Raw genomic sequence first — 23971 nt, forward strand, 5'->3', positions numbered from 1 at the left:
TTTATACGTTTTAAAAGCCAAAATTTGTACATTTTCTCTTTGTAGAAAAAAATGTCAATAACTTTTAAAAAAGGCAGTAAAAAATGTAAAGAAAATGCCTGGAGTGTAAAGAAAATGCAGGTTTTTGTAAGAAGATTATTTATTCGGGAAATTTTCTCTAAATTGCACGTAGACAGGTAAAAAATTGCATGTCATAGTCGAAGAATCTTGGCTAACAAAGGATGGCATCTAATGTCTACAGTTGATAGCAAAATTTTAGTTTGGAGTGATTTGCCTCAGGCTACTGTTGCACTCTTCTTCATTCAGATTTTTTCAACTTTAAGCTTTAGTGTGCTGTATTCAACGTTAGTCTTATATATGACAAAAAAATTAGGAATATCGGCACTCTCAGCGAATAGCATTACTGGAATTTTTGTCGCCGCTAATTTTGCTTTACACCTTCTGGGCGGTTATTGCGGTGGAAGATTTCTATCAAATCGGGCTCTTTTTTGTCTTGGAATGATAGCGCAGATTATTGGTTGTATTCTGCTGGCATTGGAGAGCAACGTTTATCTTTATTGTGCCCTGGGTTTCTTTTTAACGGGCAGTGGCCTTAATGTTACGTGCATTAATTGCATGTTAACACAACGTTTTGATCCAAAAGATTATCGTCGGGAGATGGCATTTCTGTGGAATTATGCTGGAATGAATATTGGATTTTTAGTGGGTTTTACTTTAAGTGGGTATTTTCAGCTATCACAAAATTATCAAAGACTATTTTTATTTAGCAGTTTGGGAAATCTGATTGCTATCTTTATATGCTTATATTTTTGGAATATTCTGGATGATAAAAAAACTGCCTACAGTCAGCTTTCAGGGAGAAATAAAAAGCGCGCCATATTTGGCGGTATAGCCATAGTAATTTCTCTGCCTTTTTTATTAAGTCAATTTATTCATTTTGCTGATTGGGCCAATAAACTAATTTTGTTGACTGGCGCTTTGATGTTAGTGATAACTATAGGGTTTGCTAATCGTCAACCCTCTCGTGATGCCCGAGAAAAATTACTTGCCTTTGCTGTCTTAATGATTGTTAGCACTGTATTTTGGGTGCTTTATCAGACAGGGCCAATGGGCTTGACGCATTTCATCGAAAACAATGTTGAACGTCATTGGGGCAACTTTATTATTGCGCCACAATGGTTTCAAAATATTAATACAATTAGCATCATTATTGGTGGGCCTTTATTAAGCTATATTCTCAATCGCATGCGCTCGTATGGTGTTCAGGTGAATATACCTACCCAATTTGCCTTTGCGTTATTATTAATTGGCTTAGCTTTTGTGCTCCTGCCTGTGGGAATTGCCAGAGCCAGTTCCTCAGGCATGGTATCTCCCGGTTGGATTGTATTAAGTTATACTTTACAGAGTGTAGGAGAGTTGCTTATTTCACCCATTGGTTATGCGATGGTTGGTGTTTTAGTGCCGAATAATTTGCAAGGTATTATGATGGGGATGTGGATGCTAATGACTGGGGTAGGTGCAACATTGTCAAGTTACAGTTCAAATTGGATGACATCAGGGCAAGAAACCAGCTTGCCTTTAGCTACCAATAGCGGCTATAGTGATGTTTTTTTTAATCTTGGAATATTTGCCCTTGCAGCATCCTTGTTGCTTTTCTTGCTAGTACCGAAATTACGACATTGGATTACTGATAAGAAAAACCCTTTAAACAATAAGGTGGCCTCAGCAATGGCTTAAAGAGTATGATGTGAGTAGTCCCTTCGTTCCCGTTGAGACGGCAAAGCTATCATGGCGTAATGGTTTGCCGTTTTCTATGAAATTTGATGATATTTATTTTTCAACTGAAGGCGGTGTACAAGAAACTGAACATGTTTTTATTAAGGGAAATCACTTAATAGAGCGTTGGCAGATCTTGACTAATGAACAATTTGTAATTGGTGAAACCGGATTTGGTAGTGGCTTAAACTTTCTTTTAACCTGGTCCTTATGGATGCGACATGCGCCAGCTTCTGCACGTTTATATTTTATCAGCTGTGAAAAATTTCCGTTAACGAAAGGGGATTTGGCAAGATGTCTGGATTTATGGCCTGAATTAAAAGAACAAGCCCAAGCGTTGCTTGCCGATTACCCTGTTCTTACTCCCGGATTTCATCATTTAAATTTTGAGGACGGTCGCATCAATCTAATGCTAATGTTTGGAGATGCAACCTCCTGCTTTAATGAGCTGCTTATTTGTGGTGTTCAGAGTCTAGAGAGTCAATTAAGAACGCAATACATAGATGCCTGGTTTTTAGACGGATTTGCTCCCGCAAAGAATGCTTCCATGTGGACGAAAGAGTTATTTCATTCTATTGGTTTATTATCGAGAACAGGAACAACGTTGGCCACGTTTTCTGCTGCCGGTTTGGTAAAAGAAAACCTGCAGCAGGCGGGTTTTGAGGTCAAAAAAGTGAAAGGGTTTGGGCGAAAGCGAGATATGATCAGTGCAAATTATATCCCTGCGTCTGAGCCTGTTAAGAGCCCATTTCGGACAACTCCCTGGCATGCCAATATTCCTCCCAAAGTAATCAGGAAAAGGGCTATAGTACTTGGGGCAGGACTTGCCGGTTGTTATATGGCCCATGCATTAAGTAAGCGGCATTGGGATGTCGTATTGATTGATGGGCAAAGTGATGTCGGCAGTGGCGCCTCTGGCAATAAAAGTGCTGTTATCTATCCGAAATTGTCCTCTTATCAATCTCCTCTCACCCTTTTTATGTTAACTGCCTTTTTATTTGCCACGCGAGAATACAAAAAATTATTTCGAGAACATCCCATAGGCGAATTGTGTGGAATACTTCAACTGGCTTTTAATAAAAAAGAGCATTTAGCCCAGGCGAGCTTGGCCCCATGGCTCTCGGTTTATCCAGAATTAGGCTTATTGGTTGATGCGAGTCAAGCTTCCAATTTGACAGGAATTCGTTTGGATACAGGTGGGCTGTTTATTCCATCATCCGGGTGGCTAAATTCCAGAGCTTTATGTCAGTTGTTAATAGAACAACCAGGAATTCAGTTTATTCCCAATACTGTAGTGAGCGAATTAAATCTGGAGAAGAACAGGTGGCATGCTGATAATTATTCTGCTGAAATTTTGGTGATTGCCAGCGGTCATCAAGCGGCACAGTTTCGCGAAACCAGTTTTTTACCTCTTAAGCCTATTCGCGGACAAATGAGCGAAATTGAAAGTAATCGAGACACTGAGAGTTTAAAAATCCCCCTATGTGGTGACGGACATATCTTGCCGGCAAAGAACAATCATCATGCAGTTGGAGCAACTTATCATCTGGGGGTAAGCTATCATCATTGTGACACGGCTGACGACTTGGTTAATTTATTGCGCTTGCAAAAGATTGCTCCTCAGCTAAATTGGTCTAATCAGGTAAAAAACAGCTGGTGTGGAGTCAGGGGAGCGACGACTGATTATTTACCTGCGGTAGGCCCTGTGCCAAACGAGTTGGAGTTTAATCTACAATTCGCCACTTTAAAAACCAATGCAAAACGTTGGTTACCCACGGCGGGTTCCTATTATCCTGGGTTATACCTTTGTGCCGGCTTTGGCTCCAGGGGATTAACCACAATTCCTCTTGCTGCTGAATGGTTGGCTGCTTCAATTAACCAGGATGCTTTCTTCCTACCAAGAACTCTAGTTCAAGCCTTATCCCCTGCGCGATTCCTTCGCAAGTCTATTATTAGAAAGACGTGAGTTTAATGGGTCTTAAAAATTTGTGCATGAAGTATGCTTAAATTAAAAATTAAAAATTATCACTTATACTTTTTAAAAAGGATTAACCGGTTTAAGGAGAATATATGAGTGCAATAGAAAAAAAAATTCATCGTCCTCGCAGTGCCCCTCTTTGGCATAAGACTGGCAGTATTGGAAGGGCTGTTGCCAGGCAGGAAAAATCTAATCTTAAGACAATAATTAATCATTGTTCAATTATTATGAAATCTATTAACGGATTAGAGCCTATGAAACAAGAGTGTTTAACCCGAGAAGTTTTAATTGCCTTAAGAGAAATTCAATTCTTACAGGATAGCGCCACTAGTCATAAAATTTCCCAGAAAAATTTCGATACTAAATTTGAAGACGCTCTGACGTCATTAGCGAAAGTAATGGCTGCTCATGAGAAGACAAATTATATTAAATCCACTTCTGTGAATTAAAGGGTGCCCCTATAAGGAATCATTTGCTGATTATAGGGGTTCGTTTTCCAAGAAATAAACTTGTAGTCAATCAGATCTAGCTATATGCTTGAACACCAATAGCAAGAAATAAACTTGTAGTCAATCAGATCTAGCTATATGCTTGAACACCAATAGATTATTAATACATCTTATAAGCATATACCCAGAGGTCGTCATGATAGTAGAACTATTGTCACGTGCACAATTTGGCTTTAGCATTGGTTTCCATATTTTATTTCCCACTCTAAATCTGGGATTGGCATTTTTTTTGGTATTGATGGAAATAGTATGGCTAAAAACCCGGGATGAAACCTACTTAACCATCTGTAAATTCTGGACTAAAATTTTTGCCCTTACCTTTGGAATGGGCGTGGTGTCAGGAATTGTGCTGGCCTACCAAATAGGGACAAATTTTGGGCCCTTCATTGCTCAATTTGGGAATGTACTCGGTGCTTTGTTTGCTTATGAAACATTAACAGCCTTTTTTCTGGAGGCAGGTTTTCTCGGAATTATGCTTTTTGGTTGGAGACGTGTCCCACCCTTACTACATTTTATGGCGACATTGCTCGTTGCAATAGGGACAACTATTTCTGCCTTTTGGATTTTATCCGCTAACTCCTGGATGCAGACGCCAAGTGGCTATCAACTTGCTAATGCAAAATATATTGTTGATAGTTGGTCAGATGTTGTTTTTAATCCCTCCTTTATTCCTCGATTTATTCATATGCTTTTAGCATCTTATGTCACTACCTGTTTTGTTGTGATTGCGGTTTCAAGTTATTATTTACTGAACAATAAATCGCTACGTATTGCCAAAAAATGCTTGTCATTTGCTTTATGGGCTGCCTTAGTTGTTGTGCCTTTACAAATTTATATGGGAGACGTTGTTGGTTTACGTGTTCATCAACAGCAACCGTTAAAAACAGCTGCTATGGAAGGGGTGTGGGACACTCAAAGAGGAGCTCCTTTTTTGATATTTGCCTGGCCTTCCCAGGCATTACAACAAAATAATTATGTAATTGCCATACCTAAACTTGCAAGTCTTCTCAATACGCATAGCTGGGATGGGGAAATGTTGGGATTAAAATCAGTCCCTCCAGATGATCAACCACGCGTTGCTCCTGTATTTTTCTCATTTAGAATAATGGTGGGAATTGGTCTAATTATGTTATTTACAGCGCTTGCTGGTCTTTTTCTCCGAATAAAGGGAACGGTTTATTCAGCAAAATGGTTTCATCGGTGGTGTATAGTCATATCACCCCTTGGATTTTTAGCCACTATTGCAGGCTGGCTTACTGCTGAGATTGGCCGACAACCTTGGGTAGTTTATAACTTAATGAGAACACGTGATGCAGTTTCAGCCATAGGAATGGAAGAAGTGATTCTCTCTTTTATTTTGCTCATCATCGCTTACGGGGTTATTTTTGGATTTTATTTATATTATCTTTTAAAACTAATACGTACAGGACCTATTGAAAAAGAGAAGGTGGAACATCAACATAATGCTTTTCAGTATATGAGGGACTTACCCAGGGAGAAGGAATAATGTTGCCTTTTGTCTTTGCAGTGCTTTTGGCATTTATCATAATAATGTATGTCATTCTTGATGGATTTGATTTGGGAATTGGTATTCTATTTCCCTTCACTGGTAATGAAGTTGAGCGTGATCGAATGATGAATTCCATTGCGCCGGTATGGGACGGAAATGAGACCTGGCTTGTTTTTGGTGGAGCGATGCTCTATGGTGCCTTTCCACAAGTTTATGGACTGTTGCTACCTATTTTATATATGCCCTTAATGTTAATGCTTATCTCGTTAATTTTTCGGGGGGTAAGTTTTGAGTTTCGATTTAAAGCTAATAAAACCAAGGCATTATGGAATTGGTTATTTTCTTTAAGCTCCTTTGCTGCTACCTTTTTCCAGGGTGTAGTGCTTGGATGCTTCGTGCAAGGATTTCCTATTGATGAATCCGTTATGACTATCAATGATACAGATTGGCTGACCCCATTCAGCTTACTTACCGGCGTTGCTTTGGTTAGTGGCTATGGTTTATTAGGGGCCACCTGGATGATTTTTAAGAGCGAAGGGCGTTTGCAGAGAAAAATGATTCATTATGCGAAAGGATTGCTAATTATTATTAGTTTCTTTTTATTGTTGATAAGCATATGGACACCTCTTCATAATACTGAAATTTTCCAGCGGTGGTATAGTTTTCCCAACGTCCTTTTATTAAGCCCGTTGCCTTTAATTACCCTGATTGTGATTTATTTTACCTGGAAAAATTTATCGGCTATTCGTAGAAAAAATTTGTCTGTACTGCATGAAGTAAAGCCTTTTGCAGGTAGTATTATAATTTTTCTTTGTTCTTATGTGGGTATTGCAATCAGTGTATACCCCTATCTTATTCCTCACCAGATAACCATCTGGGAGGCGGCAGCACCCAATTCAACCTTAGTGTTTATTTTAATTGGTGTTGTTATTCTTTTACCCGTCTTACTAACCTATACCGGCTACGCTTATTACATTTTTCGAGGTAAATCAGACGAATATTATCATCATTAGCTCTTGCTTATCCTTCCCGAGATCGTTACTCTTCGCGAACCATTAGTTACTTTCATAAGGAAACCGTGGACAGTATCGAAATTTTTCAAATAGATGCCTTTACTGATAAAATTTTTCACGGTAACCCGGCAGCTGTTTGCTTATTAAATGAGTGGCTAAACGATGAGCTTATGCAGGCCATTGCTGTTGAGAATAATCTCTCTGAAACCGCGTTTGTTATTGAAGACAATCAAGGGTTTCACATTCGTTGGTTTACTCCACGTGGCGAAATCAGTTTATGCGGACACGCCACTTTAGCAGCAGGCTTTGTTTTACATGAACTTAAAAAATGTTTAGGTGACACTGTTAATTTTTCGAGTATGAGTGGCCCCCTGGCGGTAAAGCAAAGAGGCGATCGTTATACGCTTGATTTTCCTCGGCTACACTATCGTTTAATGGAATTCCCAGAGGTGATTACCGCGTTGGTTGATCAGCCTTGCATTGAAGTTTACGAAAGCGAACTGGACTATATGGCCCTGATGCCTGGTGAAGGAATTGTATTGCAGGCACAAGTCGATGCTAAAGCCTTGGCAAAGCTTCCTAAAAGAGGACTTATTTTAACCTCTGCTAGCAATGAGGCAGATTTTTATTCCCGATGTTTTTATCCAAAACACAATATCCCTGAAGATCCCGTGACAGGATCGGCACATTGTGTTTTAGCTCCTTTCTGGGCTAATCAACTTAATAAAACAACGTTAAAAGCCATACAAGGCTCCTTTAGAAAAGGAGAAATTCTATGTGAGGTGTCAGAAGAGCGTGTCTATCTTTCAGGATATTGTAAATGGTATTCAAAAGGATGCCTGGTCATTTAATTTCATTGGGTAGCGTAATTTGGGCATATAAAGAAATGACATGACTTGCTTGTCTAGGTGTTGAAAATACATACTGATAAAGATAGCCTGCACCAATCACAAGCGATTTTGAGGCTTGTTGATCAAGGCTAATCAAGATTCGGTTTTGATCAATGGTTTTTGTGTTAATCCAATCGGCTCGAGTTACATTGATAAAGAACTCATCAAACCACACAAGACTCAGGTTGTCTGTCAGTGCTTTTTTTAGTGTTAACCTCTCACGAAGACGATAACTCCATTGATTGGAATCTTGAAGTGTTCTCTGTTCAAGGCGTGAGCGTAATGTAAGCCACGGCGCTTGCTCGTGTTTAAATAAGACTTGTTCCCACACTCGAGATTCCTGAAGACTTGGTCCTTGATTGGTTTTTGTAGTAACCGTTGTCCCACCTAAAGACAGTGTCCACTGGGGTGAAAGTTGATAGCCACCCCCAAAATTGGTAAGAAATTGGTCAAATAAATAAGGCCTGTCTCGGACACGTAATTGCGGCTCAATCTGAAACACATACTTTCCAATTTGAGTATTAAATCCAATAGTGGACCATAATTTTTCATTAACGAAAACCGCCCATATAGCTTCCGGGAACAGGCATTCAAAAAAAAATATAATAATAAAAAAGAAAAGCCTCATCTGCTCATAACCATTCGGGAAAGATATAATTTACTCGTAAATTACTAAATTTAGAACTATTTCAGAAAAATCATAATTATCTGCTGGGCAGAGCAAAATCATTTTTATATCTAAAAACAACAAGGCATCATTTTGAGCAGAAGGGAGGATTTATATGGAGTGGGGCTTTACTTGCAGAGGATCCTTTATGCAGCTTTGCCGCATTCTGGATGACAAGATGTGAAAAAATGCAAAGACGTCTAACAGACGTCATTGTGTTCAAAAATTAGATTTGTTTGCCCTGTGTTTTTATTGCACTAGCTTGCCATTGGTGTAGGAGCATGATAAAAAAGCGGTTCACAATGTCAAGGAGTGAGTATTGATGTCTAGTTCCATGGGAAAGCGCTTTCGCGCATTGGTTCAAAATCATTCACCTTTACAAGTGGTAGGTACTATTAATGCCTATACAGCCATGCTCGCAGAGTCTGCGGGATGTGAAGCCATTTATTTATCAGGTGCAGGCGTTGCCAATGCTTCCTATGGTCTTCCTGATTTGGGAATGACCGGCCTGGCAGAAGTTTTGGAGGATGCTCGACGTATTACTCAAGCCTCCTCATTGCCACTTTTAGTCGACATCGATACAGGTTGGGGGCACGCATTTAACATTGCCAGAACGGTTAAACTTATGGAAAGAACTGGTGTCGCAGCAATTCATATTGAAGATCAAGTGCTGGCCAAACGGTGTGGACATCGTCCTAATAAAGCCATTGTCTCTATGCAAGAGATGGGCGATAGAATAAAAACAGCAGTAGATGCACGCATCGATGAAAACTTTGTAATCATGGCACGTACCGATGCTTATGCCGTTGAAGGAATGAGTGCGGCTATTGAAAGAGCTCATTTATGCGTGGAATTGGGTGCTGATATGCTCTTTCCTGAAGCAATAACTACTATTGCTGAATACAAAGCGTTTTGCAGCCACTTTAACGTTCCTGTACTGGCCAATATTACCGAATTTGGCAAAACGCCTCTGTTTACTAGAGAAGAGCTAAAAGAAGCAGGGGTTCAACTAATTTTATATCCCCTTAGTGCATTTAGAGCCATGTCTAAAGCCGCTCTAACCGTGTATGAAACCATAAAGCAGCAAGGAACACAGCGGGATTTGCTTGATAAGATGCAAACACGTAATGACTTATATCAAGTTCTCGGCTACCACGAATATGAAAAAAAACTGGACCAATTAATGGAGGTTGAGGATGGTCAATAAATCAGGAGCAGGATTGGCTGGGGTTGTTGCCGGACAATCAGCAATAGCAACGGTTGGTCAAGAAGGCAAAGGCTTAAATTATCGTGGCTATTCTATTGATGATTTGGCAGCGCATGCAACGTTTGAGGAAGTGGCTTATTTGCTCCATTATGGTCAGTTACCCACACGCTCCGAACTTGCCAGCTATACAAAAAAATTAATCGATTTACGTCACATTCCTGATGCCTTAAAAACGGTATTAAAATTAATTCCAAAAAATACGCATCCTATGGATGTATTAAGAACAGGCTGTTCTCTGTTAGGCACTTTGGAGCCTGAAAATGATTTTTCGCAGCAATATAATATTGCCGATCGATTATTAGCGTTATTTCCGGGAATGATGTGCTATTGGTATGCTTATCATTTTTTAAACAAGGAAATTTCGGGTGAGAGTGAAGAGCAAACCATTGGGGGGCATTTCCTGGCTCTTTTGCACGGCCGCAAACCGAGTAAACTCGAAGCTGATATGATGAATGTTTCATTAATTCTTTATGCAGAGCACGAGTTCAATGCCTCTACATTTGCAGCTCGAGTAACAGCGGCTACTTTGTCTGATTTTTATTCAGCCATTACTACGGCAATTGGTACTTTACGCGGGCCTCTACATGGAGGTGCCAATGAAGCAGCAATGGAATTAATCGCGAGATTTAAAAGTCCGGATGAAGCTGAGAGCGAGTTAATGACTATGCTTGAGCGAAAAGAAAAAATTATGGGGTTTGGGCATCGTGTTTACAGGGATTGCGATCCACGTTCTGATATCATTAAGGCCTGGTCGCACAAATTGGCTGAGGCAAAAAATGAGATGCTTTTATATAATGTCTCAGAACGAATAGAGGCTGTAATGCGTCGTGAAAAGAAATTGTTTCCTAATCTCGATTTCTATAGTGCCTCTGCTTATCATTTTTGCGATATTCCAACATCGCTCTTTACCCCAATTTTTGTAATGTCACGTACTACTGGATGGTCAGCACATATTTTTGAACAACGTGCTGATAACAGACTTATTAGACCCACTTCAGAATATACGGGACCTGAGTCAAGAAAATTTATTGCCATTGATGCGCGAGGTTAATATGCAGTCTTACGTAGAAGATAATGTTAAGCCTGATTATGATTCAGTATTAGTTGACATCGTTGATTATGTATTGAATACGTCAATTGAAAGTGTTGAAGCTTATGAAACAGCACGCTTGTGTTTAATGGATACGCTAGGCTGTGGCATGCTCGCTTTAAATTTTCCAGAGTGTACAAAGTTGTTAGGGCCTGTGGTGCCTGGAGCAGTATTGCCGGGTGGTGCACGTGTTCCTGGTACCACTTATGAATTAGATCCCGTGCAGGCGGCCTTTAACATTGGTGCTATGATAAGGTGGCTTGACTTCAATGACACCTGGCTTGCAGCTGAGTGGGGACATCCCTCCGATAATCTGGGTGCAATTTTAGCAGTAGCAGATTATATTAGTCGCCAAAAACTGAGAGAGGGTAAAGCAGGATTTACCATGCATGATGTGCTGACTGCAATGATTAAGGCACATGAAATTCAAGGCTGCCTGGCTCTTGAAAATAGTTTTAATCGCGTTGGTTTGGATCATGTGATTTTAGTAAAGATTGCCAGTGCTGCAGTCGCTGCTCAGTTATTGGGAGCAGATAGAGACATGATGCTGCGCACTTTATCTCAAGTCTTTGTAGATGGCCAAAGTCTCAGAACCTACCGACATGCGCCAAATGCGGGTTCTCGTAAATCCTGGGCTGCAGGGGATGCCACCGCACGAGCTGTACGTCTGGCATTCATTGCTGCAACGGGTGAAATGGGGTACCCAAGTGCATTAACAGCGCCCAAATGGGGTTTTTATGATGTCCTTTTTGGGGAAAAATCATTTAAATTTCAGCGTCCCTATGGCAGTTATGTGATGGAAAATGTTTTATTCAAATTATCCTATCCTGCTGAGTTCCATGCCCAAACTGCTGTAGAATGTGCGGTGGCATTGCATTCCTTGGTAAAGGAGCGTTTTAATGACATCGCAACTATTGAATTAGTCACGCATGAATCAGCAATTCGCATCATCAGTAAGCAAGGGAAATTACATAATCCTGCTGATAGAGATCATTGTTTGCAATATATGGTAGCAGTTGCTCTGTTGCATGGAGATTTACGCGCTGAACACTATGAGGATATGGCAGCAGCTGATCCTCGTATTGATCAATTACGTGCAAAAATGGTGGTGACTGAGAATAAACAATTTTCCAAAGATTATCATGATCCAGAAAAGCGCTCTATCGCTAATAGTATTAAGTTAATGTTTAACGATGGGACAGAATCAAGAGTAGTGACTGTCGAATATCCTATTGGCCATAAGCGGCGCCGTGAGGAAGGTATTCCTGTCCTTCTTGCAAAATTTAAACATAATTTAGCAACGCGTTTTACACCTGCAAAAGTGGAAGCTATTGCTCAAGCGATGAATGACACGAATACCTTAGCTACAATGCCTGTGGTGGATTTTATGGCGATGTGGCAGGAATGATAGCTCATGCAGAGCAGGTTTTAACCTGCATCTGCTTAAAATTTGCGCTTTATCCCTGCTGCAGCTAAAACTTTAGTCGCAATTTCTTCGATAGAATAGCGGGTCGAATTCAAATAGGGAATTTTTTCCCGTTTGTACATTGCCTCCACTTCACTGACTTCAAGGCGACATTGCTCAGCTGAAGCATATTTGCTATTCGGCCGCCGCTCTGTGCGAATATGTTGCAATCGCTCCGCGTCTATGGTTAATCCAAAAAGTTTGTGTTTATAAGGTCTTAGTGTATCGGGCAAGTTTAAAAAGGTTAAATCTTCCTCAGTGAAAGGGTAATTCGCTGCCAGCACCCCAAAGTGTAAGGCCATATAAATACAGCTTGGTGTTTTACCACAGCGAGAAACACCGATTAAAACGATGTCTGCTTTGTCATAATCACGAATTTTTATCCCATCATCATGCGCTAGTGCATAATCCACAGCTTCAATGCGTTGCCTGTAGGATTGAGAATTAGCTACACCATGTGTACGACCTACCGTATAGGATGATTTAGCGTGTAGTGCCTGTTCAAGAGGACCCAGGAAAGTATTAAATAAGTCAAACATACTTGCCTTTGCTTGTTGAATTGTCTTAACAATCTCTGGGTTGACCAAGGTCATAAAAACAAGGGGTTTAACTCCTGTTTCTTCATAACAACTGTTGATTCGTTGAACTGCTGCTTCTGCCTTCAGGACGGAGTCAATATAAGGAAGGGTAAGTTTTTCAAATTCTATATTTTCAAATTGGGTAATTAAACTATTACCTAAATTTTCAGCAGTAATACCGGTACCATCGGATATCATAAATACATGCTGCTTCATAAGCCTCTCTGGTAGAACCATTATGAAAAGATTCTAATAGATCTGTAACTTGGCTTCCAGCATTCGTTACGGACGGCGTAGGGCTTGGAAATTTTTTTTCCTTCTGTTATGTTGCTTATAGGCGCTAATAATGCGCTATGATTAACTCATGGGCTCGCCGTAGCATTGTCTTTTATATCCTTGAGATGCACTGTGCATAACAGGAATGAGGTCGTTAGAGCTATCTATAATAAAGATTACTTAATTTGGATACACGAATTATTCTATAAGGAAACTGCTTAAAGAAAGCATGAGTAAAAATGCCTGTTCATTTTTAGCTAAAATTCAGGATAAAAACAATGGAGCATAGTCGTCTTCAGCAAAATAGTGTTCTTTTCATCGTTGGAATTATTTCCTTAGTGTTGAGTCTCGTTTTATTTGTTTTTAGTCTTTATATCATTCCTTTTCTGTTTTGGGATTGGGTTTATGACGTGCCTGAATTTATTTCAATTTGGAGAGAATGGTTAAAATCTGAATATAATTTTACCCATATGGGTGCTACCTGGTCTATTTTCTTGATGCTTATCGCTCCTTCACTGTTATTTGGCTATATTTCTTATTTAGCATCCAATTATATTGATAATCGTATTTATCATCTGGTTCCAGATAAAGTTGAAAATGAAATGCAAGAGGAGATTAGAAGAGATTTGCGAGATACGCTTCTGGCAATTGTTAAAGTACTGGGTGCGATTGCTTTAGTGTTAATCATTGTTTCCATAATCCAATGGTTTCTTGCTGTTCCTGCGCCTGTTGAATAAGGAGAAAACATGTTATTCAAACGCTACAAGATTAGAAGATTAACAAAAAAGTTAAAAGCAATGCAGCAAAATCGTATTCATAATCAACCACCGGATGAAATACTGGCTAAAGAAATTGGCTACTACCATGAGCTGGCCACCATTTATAAAAGTTTGATAGGCCATAAAAAATATCCTTATGCGGCTGATATGGTAATTGCTTGTCTGCGTGCAGCAGGAAATCTCGATGATGCAAACGCTCAGTATGAAGTTGCCAAAACTCTACTCGATGAAGCTAAATTTAGAGAGCGTTTGCAATTGGAAGGGCTTTTTGCAAACCCAAGTAATGAACGCCAAATGAAACAACTGTATGAAGAAGCTTTGGTTTATTTACAATCTGCTGAAAAACTTGGCCATGTGCTAGCAAAACGTCTTCATGGTCTCTGTTATATCAATGGTTGGGGGGTTAGTTCTGATAAAGAGAAAGGCTTTGAATTAGTGGTGGCTAGCATTGAGCAAGAAAATAGTTGGGATCGCGTTCCGCAAATATTCGCATCCATAGGCCTTAATAAGCCTGAGTTTTTTGCTGCCATTATGAAACATCGAAAAACCTCTTAAGCATCATTCTTTACCTAAATCTTACAGGTATTTGGGCGAGATTTAGAGCTGCTACGCCCAAAGAACTGGCTTCGCATTGCTGGCTTAGTCCTAAAGCGCCTCCTATTGCAGTAAAAGCACCTTCTATTCATTAATTGAGCCGAATAAAGTTAATAATCGGCTTGAAGAATGAGCCGAAAATTGCTAATATTAAAATCATCTGATGAGCCGAATACATCAACTAATTGGCTCAAGAGGAAATTTAATGACACATACTTCAGTAAAATGGATCTGGCAACAGACAGATTGGCCTCACTTTTATTGGCAAGAAACAGTTATTCAACCTCTATTACGGGAAGTGCGATTAACACAAGGGGTTTTGCTAGGCAAAACCGGAGCGATAGTAGAAAATGTGACACTTGAATCGGCACTGGATACCTTGCTGCAAAATATTATTGCATCATCCGCTATTGAAGGAGAGCAGTTAAATGTCCAATCTGTGCGTTCTTCACTGGCAAAACGAATCGGTCTACATTTAGAAAAATCTTACCCAACGAACAAGCGTTCTGAAGGCTTAGCGCAAATGATGCTGGATGCTATTTGTAATTTGGATACGCCTTTGTCGCTGGCTCGCTTGTTGCAATGGCATCAGTGGTTGTTTCCTGATGATACAATTTCTCTATTGTATCCTGTTAAAGCAGGACAATTGCGTGGTGAAGAACCTATGCAGGTTGTCTCCGGTCGTATTGATAGACCAACTGTACATTATGAAGCCCCGCCGAGAGAGCGATTAGAGCACGAATTAACTGCATTTATAACCTGGTTTAATCAAAGCTTAAACGATCCTGTAGTAGATCCTTTACTACGAGCGGCTATTTGCCATTTCTGGTTTGTAACGCTTCATCCATTTGAGGATGGAAATGGACGGATCACTCGCGCTTTAACGGATTTAGCTTTAGCTCAGAGTGATAAGCAGAGTATCCGTTTATACGCCATGTCCGCTACCATTCTTGCAAATCGAAATGATTATTACCACATATTGGAAAAAAGTCAGCGTAATACCATGGATATAACGCCATGGCTATGTTGGTTTCTGAGAATATTGGAAGATAGTATACAAACTGCAATCAATAAAATTGATCAAACACTTGTAAAAAGTCGTTTTTGGCAGACCTTTCAGACAGTGGATCTGTCAAAAGAGCAAATCAAAGTTCTCAATCGAATGTTTGATGAGGCTGATCCAAATTTTGAACTGGGCATCAGTGCCGCTCAATATAAAAAAATTGCCAAAGTAAGTAAGGCAACAGCTACCAGACATCTAGCTGATTTGCTTGAAAAAGGGTGTGTTGAAAAATTACCTGGCGGCGGAAGAAGTACACGATATCAAATTAAATTGAAACTTAGCTAAAAATTACCATGACTTACGAAAACTCATTACAACTGAAGAACTTCGATGCAAAATTATCGAAGGGACAACCCAGTACTGAAGATATTAAATAATTTCAAAAAAATACTTCACAGTAGAGATAGGCTCATAAAGGCGTATCGCGCTATTTAGTCATAGTTGATTTCTGGATACGCCCACTCCACCTGAAATGAAGTTTCTGGCAGTGAGCCAATGGATCTTCGCCCATTTTGCAATAACCTCTCCCAGAATGCCTTTTTAGTCATTGAGCAAGATAGTGCGGAACATAAGTGGTTAAAGGTTCAGTTGATTGAACGGATTTAAATAAAGTGTGTTGCCTACAGAATTGATAATATCCTGTAGAGTCTCGAAGATTTTTTTTCAACTCTTTTAAGTTGTCTAACTGTATTTTTACTCCTGATGTAATCAATTCCTGAAATTCTTGATCAGTTTGATTAGAATATAATTCGCCTATTTCACCCCAAAGTCTTTCTATGACTAAAGGTTTTAAGTGCTCCCAAATTGTACTCAAATCAGATTTTAGTGCAGAAAATAATTGCCTGGACTTCTGAAATTCATCAGCCGTTTTGGGTTGAAGAAATTGTGCTAAATACTCATGAGCAACTTGTTTAACAATTTGATTTCTCCTCTCGTCAATTGATAATTTTAATGCTTCTTCTAGAGGGACAAAGACTTCTTGATTCTCCTGATAAATAAAAATCTCACCTGATTCAAATTTATAAAACCACCCATGAATCGTTAATTCATTAGAGGCTAGTTTTTGAGCAATAATGGGATAGGTTTTTAAATGCTCTATTTGGACAAGAACATTTTGCTTAATAACGCTCTCTAACTCTATAATCTCCTTTTTATCTTGCAATTTTTTCACTACTGAAGAAGCATGTGTTAGCCAGGACGCCACTGAGGGTAGCTGTTCTGCCAAGTTCGGCGTAAGCAAGCCCTTCATTGCACCACAGTCTGAGTGTCCACAGAGGATTATATTTCTTACCTTAAGAACCTTCAAAGCATATTCAATGGCTGCAATTTCGCTTGCGCTATTGTTTGTTTCATTAGGAGGAACAATGTTGCCTACATTACGCACAACAAATAAGTCACCAGGAGTTGATTGAGTTAATAGATTGGGAACAATACGAGAGTCAGCGCACGTAATAAACAAGGCATCAGGGTATTGTCCATTACTTAACATTTGGAAGAGAGAGTCCATTTCCTTGAATACTTCTTGACGAAATTTGCGAACACCTAACAGGAGTTTTATGAGCATTTTTTTTCCTATAAATTAATGTTGTCAGAAAATATCTCATTATTGCAACTTCATCAAGTATTATTGCATTTTCGTTAAGATCTCTCGATGTATTTTCATCAGCTATACACAGTGAGCTAAGTGAGCTACAAAAAAAATCCTAAATACCAATTTAAAATTGCTTTTCCCCAGAACAAGGATAAGAGGCCAGACAAACAAAGAAAGGGCCCGAAAGGAATTGGGGTTTCTTTTCCCTTTTTCATCATTGAAAGGTAAATTAATCCTATTACCGCACCTGAAAGTGAGGCTATTAATAAAATAAGCGGCAGAGATGTCCAGCCAAACCAGGCACCAAATGCTGCAAATAATTTGAAGTCTCCATTTCCCATGCCAATTTTACCTCTGACTAAATAAAATAATTTTATAACCAGCCAAAGGCTAAGATAAGCCGCGACGCTACTTAAAACTGCATCTGTTAGTGAAGTAAATAATGATTGAGTATTAGCTATCAAGCCAAGCCATAGCAGGCTTAACGTTAATACGTCAGGTAAAATTTGATGTTCCAGATCAATAAAAAAAAGACAGATTAAAAACCAAATAAACAACAGGACAAACAAGAGCGTTAAATTAAAGCCAAATACCCACGCAGAAAGCAGCGAAAGAAGACAGGTTGTCAACTCTACAAGGGGATAACGTAGAGAAATAGAATGACCACATTGTTTGCAACGTCCTCGTTGCAAGCAATAACTAAGAATGGGAATATTATTGAGTGCTGAAAGGGTGTTTTTACAATATGGGCAGAAGGAACGAGGTAAATATAAATTAATTTTTCGATTGACGCTTCCTGGTAAATTTAGGAAAACACGACATTCCTCTTCAAATTCAGTGCGAAGCATGATGGGCAAACGATAAATAATTACATTTAGAAGGCTTCCTACCGCTAATGAAAAGAGTGTTAAAAAAATATAAGTCATTGGGGAGGAAATTATTTCAAGATTGAGCATTTTTATTACATAATTGAGCCAAGTTTAAAAATCGGAACATACACTGCCAGTAAGAGGGTTCCAATCACGATACCTAATATTGCCATGATAAAGGGCTCTAATAAAATATTAAGTGATTCAACAGCATTATTTATTTCACCTTCATAATAATCAGCAATTTTATTCAGCATGGCTTCAAGCGTTCCTGACTCTTCGCCTATTGCAATCATCTGAATAACCAGGGCAGGAAAAATACCAGCGTTTTCCAGAGCCAAGCGTAAAGATTGCCCATAAGATACTGCATCTTGAATACGGTAGCTCGCTAATTGATAGACGCTATTACCTGTTACATTGCCAGCAGCATGCAATGCTTGCATTAGGGGTAATCCTGCAGAAAGAGTCACGGCTAATGTGCGTGAAAAACGGACAATTATGGATTGTACTAAAAACCTCCCCAACACAGGTAACTTCAGTAAAGCCTTATCCCAGTAATGGGAAAAATGGGGAAAATTTTTTCTGGAATAAAAAACTCCTCCTATGAGCGTCATCGATGTTCCTAGAATGAAAAACCCATGGTTCTGCAAGAGATGAGAAAGATAAATAACCCCTTGCGTTAAAAAAGGTAGCTCAGCTCCAAAGGTATTAAACAATACAGCAAATTGCGGAATTACAAATAATAAAAGTCCCACAGTAATTAGTAGCGCCATCAACAAGACTGTAAGTGGATAAGCCATGATTCTTGTAATTTTTTTGCGAACTGTGTCAAGCTTTTCCTGATAAGTAGCTACTTTATTAAGCATTATAGCCAGAGCACCAGATTTTTCTCCGGCCTCAATTAAACTACAAAATAATGAACTAAAGTAAGCAGGGTGCTTTTGAAGCGCCTCTGCAAAGGTATAGCTGGCCTCGATGTCGTATTTTATTGTTGCGACCAGTTTTTTTAAATAATTGTTTACAGCTCCTTTTTCTATAACATCGAAAGCTTGTATTAGAGGGAGGCCGGCCGCAATCATGGTTGCCATTTGTCGGCTAAAAATAGTAATCTCGTGTTTATTAATTTTCTTTATATTCAACATTATTGAATTACCACTCGATTCAATTCCTCAAGGGTTGTTATTCCTTCTTTAATTTTTTCAAGTCCTGATTGATAAATAGTGAGCATGCCTTCTTTTTTCGCCTGTTTAAGAATTTCATCAGTATCCTTGCCTGTAAGAATAAGTCTCTCAATGGCAGGCGAGACAGGCATCACCTCAAATATCCCAACACGTCCCTTATAGCCATCAAAGCAATATTTGCATCCTTTAGCTTTGAAAAAAGGAATTGATGATATTTTTGCGTTCAAACCAAATTGTTCTAATTGATGTGTTGTCAAATTGCTTTGAATTTGCTTGCAGTGCTGGCATAAACGTCTTACCAGGCGCTGAGCTATTAGAAGAGTAAGAGAGCTTGCAATATTAAAGGGAGAAACTCCTAAGTTAGCAAGCCGTGTTAAAGTTTCGGCAGCACTATTAGTATGTAACGTAGACAAAATTAGATGACCTGTTTGAGCTGCTTTAATCGCCATCTCAGCTGTTTCAAAATCTCGGATTTCGCCTATCATCATCACATCGGGATCTTGACGTAAAAAAGCACGCAAAGCTTTTGCAAAGGTTAAGCCTGCTTTTGTATTAATATTTACTTGATTAATTCCTGAGAGTTTAATCTCTACAGGATCTTCTGCAGTGGAAATATTTTTTTCCTGGGTATTTAATAAACTAAGGGCTGCATATAAGGAAACTGTTTTACCACTGCCAGTTGGGCCCGTTACAAGAATCATTCCTTGCGGCTTTGCAATGGCATCCAGAAAGTATTTTTCCTGTCTTTTGTTAAATCCCAAGGATTCAATGTTAATTTTTGGTGTATCTGAATTAAGAATGCGAATCACTACTTTTTCACCGTTAATAGTGGGACAACTATTTATCCGACAATCCCTTAAAGTATTTTCTGAAAATCTTACATTAAATCGACCATCCTGAGGGATACGGCGCTCAGAGATATCTAAATTAGCCATAATTTTTATACGTGCCGTAATCCTTTGAGCTAAATCAATTGGAGGTGTTGCTATCTCGGTTAAAACACCATCCATACGATAACGAATTCGATAGTAATTTTCATAGGTCTCGAAATGAATGTCAGAGGCCTTTCTTTTAATAGCGTCAAAAAGAATACTGTCGACAAAATTAACAATGGATGCGTCATCTTCAGAACAGTCCTTCACTTCAACCGATAAATTACTTGAAGCTTGCTGCATGGAATAATCTTTGTAATTAGTTGGGCCCTCGCTGAGTTTGCGTTGATAAATTTTTTCAATAAGTTGATTTAGCTTGGAAGTCTCAGCAATAGCCAAAGTTACTGTTAGCCCAGTATAGAATTGAATTTCTTTCGTTAGTGTTTGAGTAGGATAATCGGTTGCTAGAATTAAATGATTTTCTCGTAGCATAAGTGGTGCTACGTGAAGCCGACGCATTAGCCTGTCGGTGATAAGACGCCAGGGAATGAGTTCAATATCTACAGAGTCTATATTGAGATAGGGAATGTTGAAATGTTCTGCTAGCAGTAATGCTATTTGTAATTCAGAAACAATATTATTTGTAACTAAATAATTCTGAAGAGATTGATCCGCTTGATCAGCATTTTGCTGATACTGAGCTATTTCTTTTTCACTGATTAGATTATTCTTATTAATAAGTTGAGCAACAAGAGATAAATGTTGTTGTTCTTGCTGAATTCTTTCCATGAATAGACTTTGCTAATTTTTTCAGCTCAACTATAACTTAATGAATCCAAAATAAAAAGCCCAATATGCTAAACTTATAGTAAAAATAAAAGGAGGCGAAAAATGGAGCATGGTGAGAAACTGGCTAATCCGATGCGCCATTATTGCAATCCTTCTGCAGTATTGGCAGATGAAGAATTGACAAAAGAAGAACGTATTGTTGCTCTTAAAAATTGGCGCGATGACATTCACTTGAAATTAGTAGCTACCGAAGAAAACATGGGACGTAGTGCGGGTGACGTTACACTGGTTGCTGAAATTAATAATCTTTTAGATTTTTTACAACATGAGTAATATTTTTATTACCCACTAATCATTGGATACATACAGGAGGCTTCTTTTGCATGTTGATCTTCCACTATAGCTGTACTTAACGCTCTTGCTGCTAGGGGTAACTGTATGGTACAAAAAGATAATTTGCTTTTATTCCTGGGACAGAGCTTTGCCTTTTGAAAATCATGAAAATAGGTTTCAAGCCCTTCGTAATTGGTTTTTATCCGACCAAGGTCGGCATGTTGGGCAAGCATTTACAGATGAGTTGGCACCATTAGCTGAATTTCTACATGGGGAAACTTTACTACAGCTTGGCGACTGTGGGGACAATCTCTGGTTACATTCGCTTCATTATAGCCACAAATGGTTGGCAAGCCCTTATTTTAATCCCTCCAGCAGTTTAATTACCACATTTAATTCTATGCCACTTGATAGGAATAGTGTTGACTGTATTATTGCTCCGTTAACAATGGAAGCGTTTACTCATAAAAAAAATCCCATTGATGAAATGGACAGAGTTCTAAAACCCATGGGCTATATTGTTTTTTTAGGCATCAATCCTATGAGTCTATGGGGCTGGATGATGCGTTTTGGCTGGCACACCTGCTTTGGTACTTTGCCTACTCATTCCATGTCCGTATTTTTTATAAAGCGAGCTGTGCTTCATCGAAGTTATATTCAATGTCACTTATCCAGTTTTTATTTTATTCCTCCTGTTTATAAAGAACATTGGATTAAGCGATTAGAATTTTTAAATGAAGTAGGGAAAATGATGTGGCCCTGTCCAGCAGGATTTTATTGTTTGGTAGTACAAAAATATGAAGAAGGCTATACTGATTTTCTGCCAGAAACGATAGAAGAAGAGTTACTCGATCGCGAAAGAATGCCATTGCAAACCCCTTTTTAGTCTATTTTTAAGCCTCTTTATTAGGACCAAGATCATACCATTTTGGATTAATTTCACATGTTTATAATTTAAATAAAGTATGAGTTGCCCTGATATCTTTATAAGATTGTTTGAATAGTTCTAATTACATTCGTTATAATGCACCGGGATTTAATTTTAGGTTAGCCGCATGTCAAAAAAAACGTTATACCGTATAACTTTTGCCAATCAAGATGCAGTTTATGAAATTTATGCACGCAATGTATGTGAAAGTGAGATTTTTGGCTTTCTTGAAGTAGAGGATTTCGTTTTTGGTGAAAATACCTCTCTCGTTGTTGATCCTTCTGAAGAGCGATTAAAGGTAGAGTTTAATAGTGTCAAGCGAACCTATATACCCATGCATGCCATCTTTCGCATTGATGAGGTCAATAAGCAAGGTGTAGCCAAAGTTCGAGATAAAGTAGTAGAAGAGGGAAAGGTTAGTATGTTCCCAGTTCCTAATAAGCGTAAAGATTAATATTAAAAATCTTAGGATTTAAGATGTCTATTCCAAATAAAATTAAAGAAGTATATGAAAAATCAAGTTGTCTTTTTACTACAAAAGAAGTTGAAGCTGCTCTTGATCGTATGGCTATTAATATTCATGAACGATTGCATGATAAGAACCCGGTTATTTTATGTGTCATGATTGGTGGTTTAGTCCCTATGGGTAATTTGTTACCTCGTCTTGATTTTCCTCTGGAAGTAGACTATGTGCATGCTACTCGCTACCGCGGGGAAATAAAAGGTGGTGAGCTCCACTGGAAAGTAAGACCAAATCTTACTCTAGCCAATAGAACTGTTTTAGTCGTTGATGACATTCTTGATGGTGGTGTCACTTTAGCTGCCATTATAAAAGAAATTGAAGCAATGGGAGCAAGTGAGGTTTATAGTGCAGTGTTAGTCGATAAGCATCACAAGCGTGTCCCGGATGGGCTACAAAATGCTGACTTTGTTGGCTTGCAAGTTGATGATCACTATATCTTTGGTTATGGCATGGACTACAATGAATATTTGCGCAATGCTCCAGGCATCTTTGTTGTTGATCCAGAGCATGAATAAATTTTAGAAATTAAAGTGTGTCGCTGGTTTTATGCTTCTGGCATTTTGATCTTAAGGATGGCTTTCAATGAGTATAGAGGATTATATACAAAGCGAAGATGGGATTGCTATCGAAGAAGTCTTTGCTGTACTTCAGTAGAATTTACTGCTAACGCGTAGGATACACCTTTACTTGGTAGCCATTAACAAATTTTTATGTGTCGCGGGAAATTGATTTAATGCAGTGGAAATTTGCTTATACAGCTCAGGTAGCCAACGTGGTTGAGCAAAAGTGGATGTAGCGGGCTTGGCAATGCGTAAATCATTCGGTGCAATAATGACTTTCACATGGCTTAACCCAACACGACGAGCTAATAGAAACAGTTGATCGATTGCTCTGTCCCCAACTGCTAAACATCCTACGGAGAGCGATTTACCGTGCAGGAAAATATTATTACCCAAATTTTTTCGCCCATCTTTCGCCGCCTGTAGGCGATCAAAATGATTGGGGTAATCAATCATCATTGATAAATGCATGGAGCTAAAAGGATTGAAAGTAATTAAACGATAGATCCCTTCCGGAATTTGTCCATCGCTTTCTTTTAATTTTGGGCCCAATCGGCCGCTAAAAGCAGTTAAGGGATAAAACTTTATAAAACGCCAGGATTGATTGTCATTTTTTGCCCATAATTCTACCTGTCTTTCCTTTTTAAATGCCAGGAGTGCCACCTCTTTGGGAGGGTAGGCAACTTTAGCACGAGCAAAGTAGTGCATTAACTCTGGTTCAGTCTTTAAACCATATCGATAGACTGCTTTATCAATTGCCTTATCCCAATTTAGTTTGGGCGCCATACTTAAGGACACTGAAGAAAATAAAATTAATGCAGATAAAAGCAGGCTTCGCATGATAATAATTTCGTAAAATTTTTTGGTATA

Annotated in this window: 23 protein-coding genes; 16 read left to right on the forward strand and 7 right to left on the reverse strand. The window is 38.9% G+C overall.

The features are described from left to right. The first annotated feature begins 231 nt into the window (after positions 1-231). The 6 genes from clem_RS06410 to clem_RS06435 all read left to right on the forward strand — a co-directional run bounded on the left by clem_RS06410 (position 232) and on the right by clem_RS06435 (position 7637). Positions 232-1737, forward strand: a complete 1506-nt coding sequence (locus tag clem_RS06410; protein ID WP_094090873.1) for a peptide MFS transporter — start codon at positions 232-234, stop codon at positions 1735-1737. A 10-nt stretch (positions 1738-1747) separates the two neighbouring features. Continuing rightward, positions 1748-3742 carry a bifunctional tRNA (5-methylaminomethyl-2-thiouridine)(34)-methyltransferase MnmD/FAD-dependent 5-carboxymethylaminomethyl-2-thiouridine(34) oxidoreductase MnmC gene (gene mnmC / locus clem_RS06415; RefSeq protein WP_094090874.1) on the forward strand — a complete coding sequence of 665 codons (1995 nt, stop codon included), beginning with the start codon at positions 1748-1750 and terminating at the stop codon, positions 3740-3742. A gap of 104 nt (positions 3743-3846) precedes the next feature. Next, entirely contained in the window at positions 3847-4203 is a 357-nt protein-coding gene (locus tag clem_RS06420; RefSeq protein WP_094090875.1) for a hypothetical protein, read from the forward strand. Between the two features lie 196 nt (positions 4204-4399). Then, positions 4400-5770 carry a cytochrome ubiquinol oxidase subunit I gene (locus tag clem_RS06425; RefSeq protein WP_094090876.1) on the forward strand — a complete coding sequence of 457 codons (1371 nt, stop codon included), beginning with the start codon at positions 4400-4402 and terminating at the stop codon, positions 5768-5770. Then, entirely contained in the window at positions 5770-6786 is a 1017-nt protein-coding gene (cydB, locus tag clem_RS06430; RefSeq protein WP_094090877.1) for a cytochrome d ubiquinol oxidase subunit II, read from the forward strand. Before clem_RS06425 ends, cydB begins: the two co-directional genes overlap by 1 nt. 65 nt (positions 6787-6851) lie before the next feature. Next, a complete protein-coding gene (locus clem_RS06435; protein WP_094090878.1) occupies positions 6852-7637 on the forward strand; it encodes a PhzF family phenazine biosynthesis protein in 786 nt (261 codons plus the stop codon). Here the strand turns inward: clem_RS06435 and clem_RS06440 are convergent. Further along, positions 7630-8178, reverse strand: a complete 549-nt coding sequence (locus tag clem_RS06440; protein WP_232505578.1) for a DUF2490 domain-containing protein — start codon at positions 8176-8178, stop codon at positions 7630-7632. The genes clem_RS06435 and clem_RS06440 overlap by 8 nt on opposite strands. A gap of 487 nt (positions 8179-8665) precedes the next feature. Here clem_RS06440 and prpB point away from each other — a divergent pair, with 487 nt between their 5' ends. Genes prpB through clem_RS06455 form a run of 3 tightly spaced genes read left to right on the forward strand, consistent with a single transcriptional unit; the run spans position 8666 to position 12108 of the window. After that, positions 8666-9550: a methylisocitrate lyase gene (prpB, locus tag clem_RS06445; protein WP_094090880.1), complete on the forward strand. Its 885-nt coding sequence runs from the start codon at positions 8666-8668 to the stop codon at positions 9548-9550. After that, positions 9540-10661, forward strand: coding sequence for a bifunctional 2-methylcitrate synthase/citrate synthase (gene prpC, locus clem_RS06450; RefSeq protein ID WP_094090881.1), 1122 nt, complete (start codon positions 9540-9542; stop codon positions 10659-10661). The genes prpB and prpC overlap by 11 nt, the downstream gene beginning before the upstream one ends. A 1-nt stretch (position 10662) precedes the next feature. Continuing rightward, the gene (locus clem_RS06455; protein WP_198333200.1) at positions 10663-12108 is read left to right on the forward strand and encodes a bifunctional 2-methylcitrate dehydratase/aconitate hydratase; all 1446 of its coding nucleotides are present in this window, start codon (positions 10663-10665) and stop codon (positions 12106-12108) included. Positions 12109-12143: 35 nt separating this feature from the next. Here the strand turns inward: clem_RS06455 and ppsR are convergent, their stop codons facing one another. Next, on the reverse strand, positions 12144-12959 hold the full coding sequence (ppsR, locus tag clem_RS06460; RefSeq protein WP_094090883.1) for a posphoenolpyruvate synthetase regulatory kinase/phosphorylase PpsR: 816 nt from the start codon (positions 12957-12959) through the stop codon (positions 12144-12146). A 338-nt stretch (positions 12960-13297) separates the two neighbouring features. Between ppsR and clem_RS06465 the strand changes: the two genes are divergently transcribed. The 3 genes from clem_RS06465 to clem_RS06475 all read left to right on the forward strand — a co-directional run bounded on the left by clem_RS06465 (position 13298) and on the right by clem_RS06475 (position 15740). Continuing rightward, positions 13298-13756, forward strand: a complete 459-nt coding sequence (locus clem_RS06465) for a hypothetical protein (RefSeq protein ID WP_094090884.1) — start codon at positions 13298-13300, stop codon at positions 13754-13756. A 9-nt stretch (positions 13757-13765) separates the two neighbouring features. Continuing rightward, a complete protein-coding gene (locus tag clem_RS06470) occupies positions 13766-14353 on the forward strand; it encodes an SEL1-like repeat protein (protein ID WP_198333202.1) in 588 nt (195 codons plus the stop codon). Positions 14354-14597: 244 nt separating this feature from the next. Further along, positions 14598-15740, forward strand: a complete 1143-nt coding sequence (locus clem_RS06475; protein WP_094090885.1) for a Fic family protein — start codon at positions 14598-14600, stop codon at positions 15738-15740. Positions 15741-15999: 259 nt separating this feature from the next. Here clem_RS06475 and clem_RS06480 read toward each other — a convergent pair whose 3' ends face one another. The 4 genes from clem_RS06480 to pilB form a co-directional block, all read right to left on the reverse strand. Next, positions 16000-17019 (reverse strand): carbonic anhydrase, encoded by a 1020-nt coding sequence (locus clem_RS06480; protein WP_198333205.1) that lies wholly within the window; start codon positions 17017-17019, stop codon positions 16000-16002. Positions 17020-17144: 125 nt separating this feature from the next. Further along, positions 17145-18002: a prepilin peptidase gene (locus clem_RS06485; protein ID WP_094090886.1), complete on the reverse strand. Its 858-nt coding sequence runs from the start codon at positions 18000-18002 to the stop codon at positions 17145-17147. A gap of 5 nt (positions 18003-18007) precedes the next feature. Beyond that, positions 18008-19057 carry a type II secretion system F family protein gene (locus clem_RS06490; RefSeq protein WP_094090887.1) on the reverse strand — a complete coding sequence of 350 codons (1050 nt, stop codon included), beginning with the start codon at positions 19055-19057 and terminating at the stop codon, positions 18008-18010. Further along, positions 19057-20757 (reverse strand): type IV-A pilus assembly ATPase PilB, encoded by a 1701-nt coding sequence (gene pilB, locus clem_RS06495; protein WP_094090888.1) that lies wholly within the window; start codon positions 20755-20757, stop codon positions 19057-19059. Before pilB ends, clem_RS06490 begins: the two co-directional genes overlap by 1 nt. A 102-nt stretch (positions 20758-20859) precedes the next feature. Between pilB and clem_RS06500 the strand changes: the two genes are divergently transcribed. From clem_RS06500 to clem_RS06515, 4 genes are all read left to right on the forward strand, one after another. Beyond that, positions 20860-21090, forward strand: coding sequence for a hypothetical protein (locus clem_RS06500; RefSeq protein WP_094090889.1), 231 nt, complete (start codon positions 20860-20862; stop codon positions 21088-21090). A gap of 148 nt (positions 21091-21238) precedes the next feature. Next, positions 21239-21976, forward strand: coding sequence for a class I SAM-dependent methyltransferase (locus tag clem_RS06505; RefSeq protein WP_094090890.1), 738 nt, complete (start codon positions 21239-21241; stop codon positions 21974-21976). A 169-nt stretch (positions 21977-22145) separates the two neighbouring features. Next, a complete protein-coding gene (locus clem_RS06510; RefSeq protein WP_094090891.1) occupies positions 22146-22472 on the forward strand; it encodes a DUF1820 family protein in 327 nt (108 codons plus the stop codon). Between the two features lie 23 nt (positions 22473-22495). Then, positions 22496-23056, forward strand: a complete 561-nt coding sequence (locus clem_RS06515) for a hypoxanthine-guanine phosphoribosyltransferase (protein ID WP_094090892.1) — start codon at positions 22496-22498, stop codon at positions 23054-23056. Positions 23057-23224: 168 nt separating this feature from the next. On the opposite strand, the gene clem_RS06520 is transcribed toward clem_RS06515, so the two are convergent. After that, the gene (locus clem_RS06520; RefSeq protein ID WP_232505579.1) at positions 23225-23941 is read right to left on the reverse strand and encodes a L,D-transpeptidase family protein; all 717 of its coding nucleotides are present in this window, start codon (positions 23939-23941) and stop codon (positions 23225-23227) included. Positions 23942-23971 lie beyond the last annotated feature (30 nt).

Source organism: Legionella clemsonensis (assembly GCF_002240035.1).
GTDB lineage: Bacteria > Pseudomonadota > Gammaproteobacteria > Legionellales > Legionellaceae > Tatlockia > Tatlockia clemsonensis.

Coding starts and splice junctions, on each gene's coding strand:
- prpC (WP_094090881.1), top strand. CDS start 9,540: ATGGTCAATAAATCAGGAGCAGGATTGGCTGGGGTTGTTGCCGGACAA.
- ppsR (WP_094090883.1), bottom strand. CDS start 12,959: ATGAAGCAGCATGTATTTATGATATCCGATGGTACCGGTATTACTGCT.
- clem_RS06500 (WP_094090889.1), top strand. CDS start 20,860: ATGGAGCATGGTGAGAAACTGGCTAATCCGATGCGCCATTATTGCAAT.
- cydB (WP_094090877.1), top strand. CDS start 5,770: ATGTTGCCTTTTGTCTTTGCAGTGCTTTTGGCATTTATCATAATAATG.
- clem_RS06510 (WP_094090891.1), top strand. CDS start 22,146: ATGTCAAAAAAAACGTTATACCGTATAACTTTTGCCAATCAAGATGCA.
- clem_RS06425 (WP_094090876.1), top strand. CDS start 4,400: ATGATAGTAGAACTATTGTCACGTGCACAATTTGGCTTTAGCATTGGT.
- clem_RS06490 (WP_094090887.1), bottom strand. CDS start 19,057: ATGTTGAATATAAAGAAAATTAATAAACACGAGATTACTATTTTTAGC.
- clem_RS06485 (WP_094090886.1), bottom strand. CDS start 18,002: ATGCTCAATCTTGAAATAATTTCCTCCCCAATGACTTATATTTTTTTA.
- pilB (WP_094090888.1), bottom strand. CDS start 20,757: ATGGAAAGAATTCAGCAAGAACAACAACATTTATCTCTTGTTGCTCAA.
- clem_RS06475 (WP_094090885.1), top strand. CDS start 14,598: ATGACACATACTTCAGTAAAATGGATCTGGCAACAGACAGATTGGCCT.
- clem_RS06470 (WP_198333202.1), top strand. CDS start 13,766: ATGTTATTCAAACGCTACAAGATTAGAAGATTAACAAAAAAGTTAAAA.
- clem_RS06480 (WP_198333205.1), bottom strand. CDS start 17,019: ATGCTCATAAAACTCCTGTTAGGTGTTCGCAAATTTCGTCAAGAAGTA.
- clem_RS06410 (WP_094090873.1), top strand. CDS start 232: ATGTCTACAGTTGATAGCAAAATTTTAGTTTGGAGTGATTTGCCTCAG.
- clem_RS06420 (WP_094090875.1), top strand. CDS start 3,847: ATGAGTGCAATAGAAAAAAAAATTCATCGTCCTCGCAGTGCCCCTCTT.
- clem_RS06520 (WP_232505579.1), bottom strand. CDS start 23,941: ATGCGAAGCCTGCTTTTATCTGCATTAATTTTATTTTCTTCAGTGTCC.
- clem_RS06515 (WP_094090892.1), top strand. CDS start 22,496: ATGTCTATTCCAAATAAAATTAAAGAAGTATATGAAAAATCAAGTTGT.
- clem_RS06455 (WP_198333200.1), top strand. CDS start 10,663: ATGCAGTCTTACGTAGAAGATAATGTTAAGCCTGATTATGATTCAGTA.
- clem_RS06465 (WP_094090884.1), top strand. CDS start 13,298: ATGGAGCATAGTCGTCTTCAGCAAAATAGTGTTCTTTTCATCGTTGGA.
- prpB (WP_094090880.1), top strand. CDS start 8,666: ATGTCTAGTTCCATGGGAAAGCGCTTTCGCGCATTGGTTCAAAATCAT.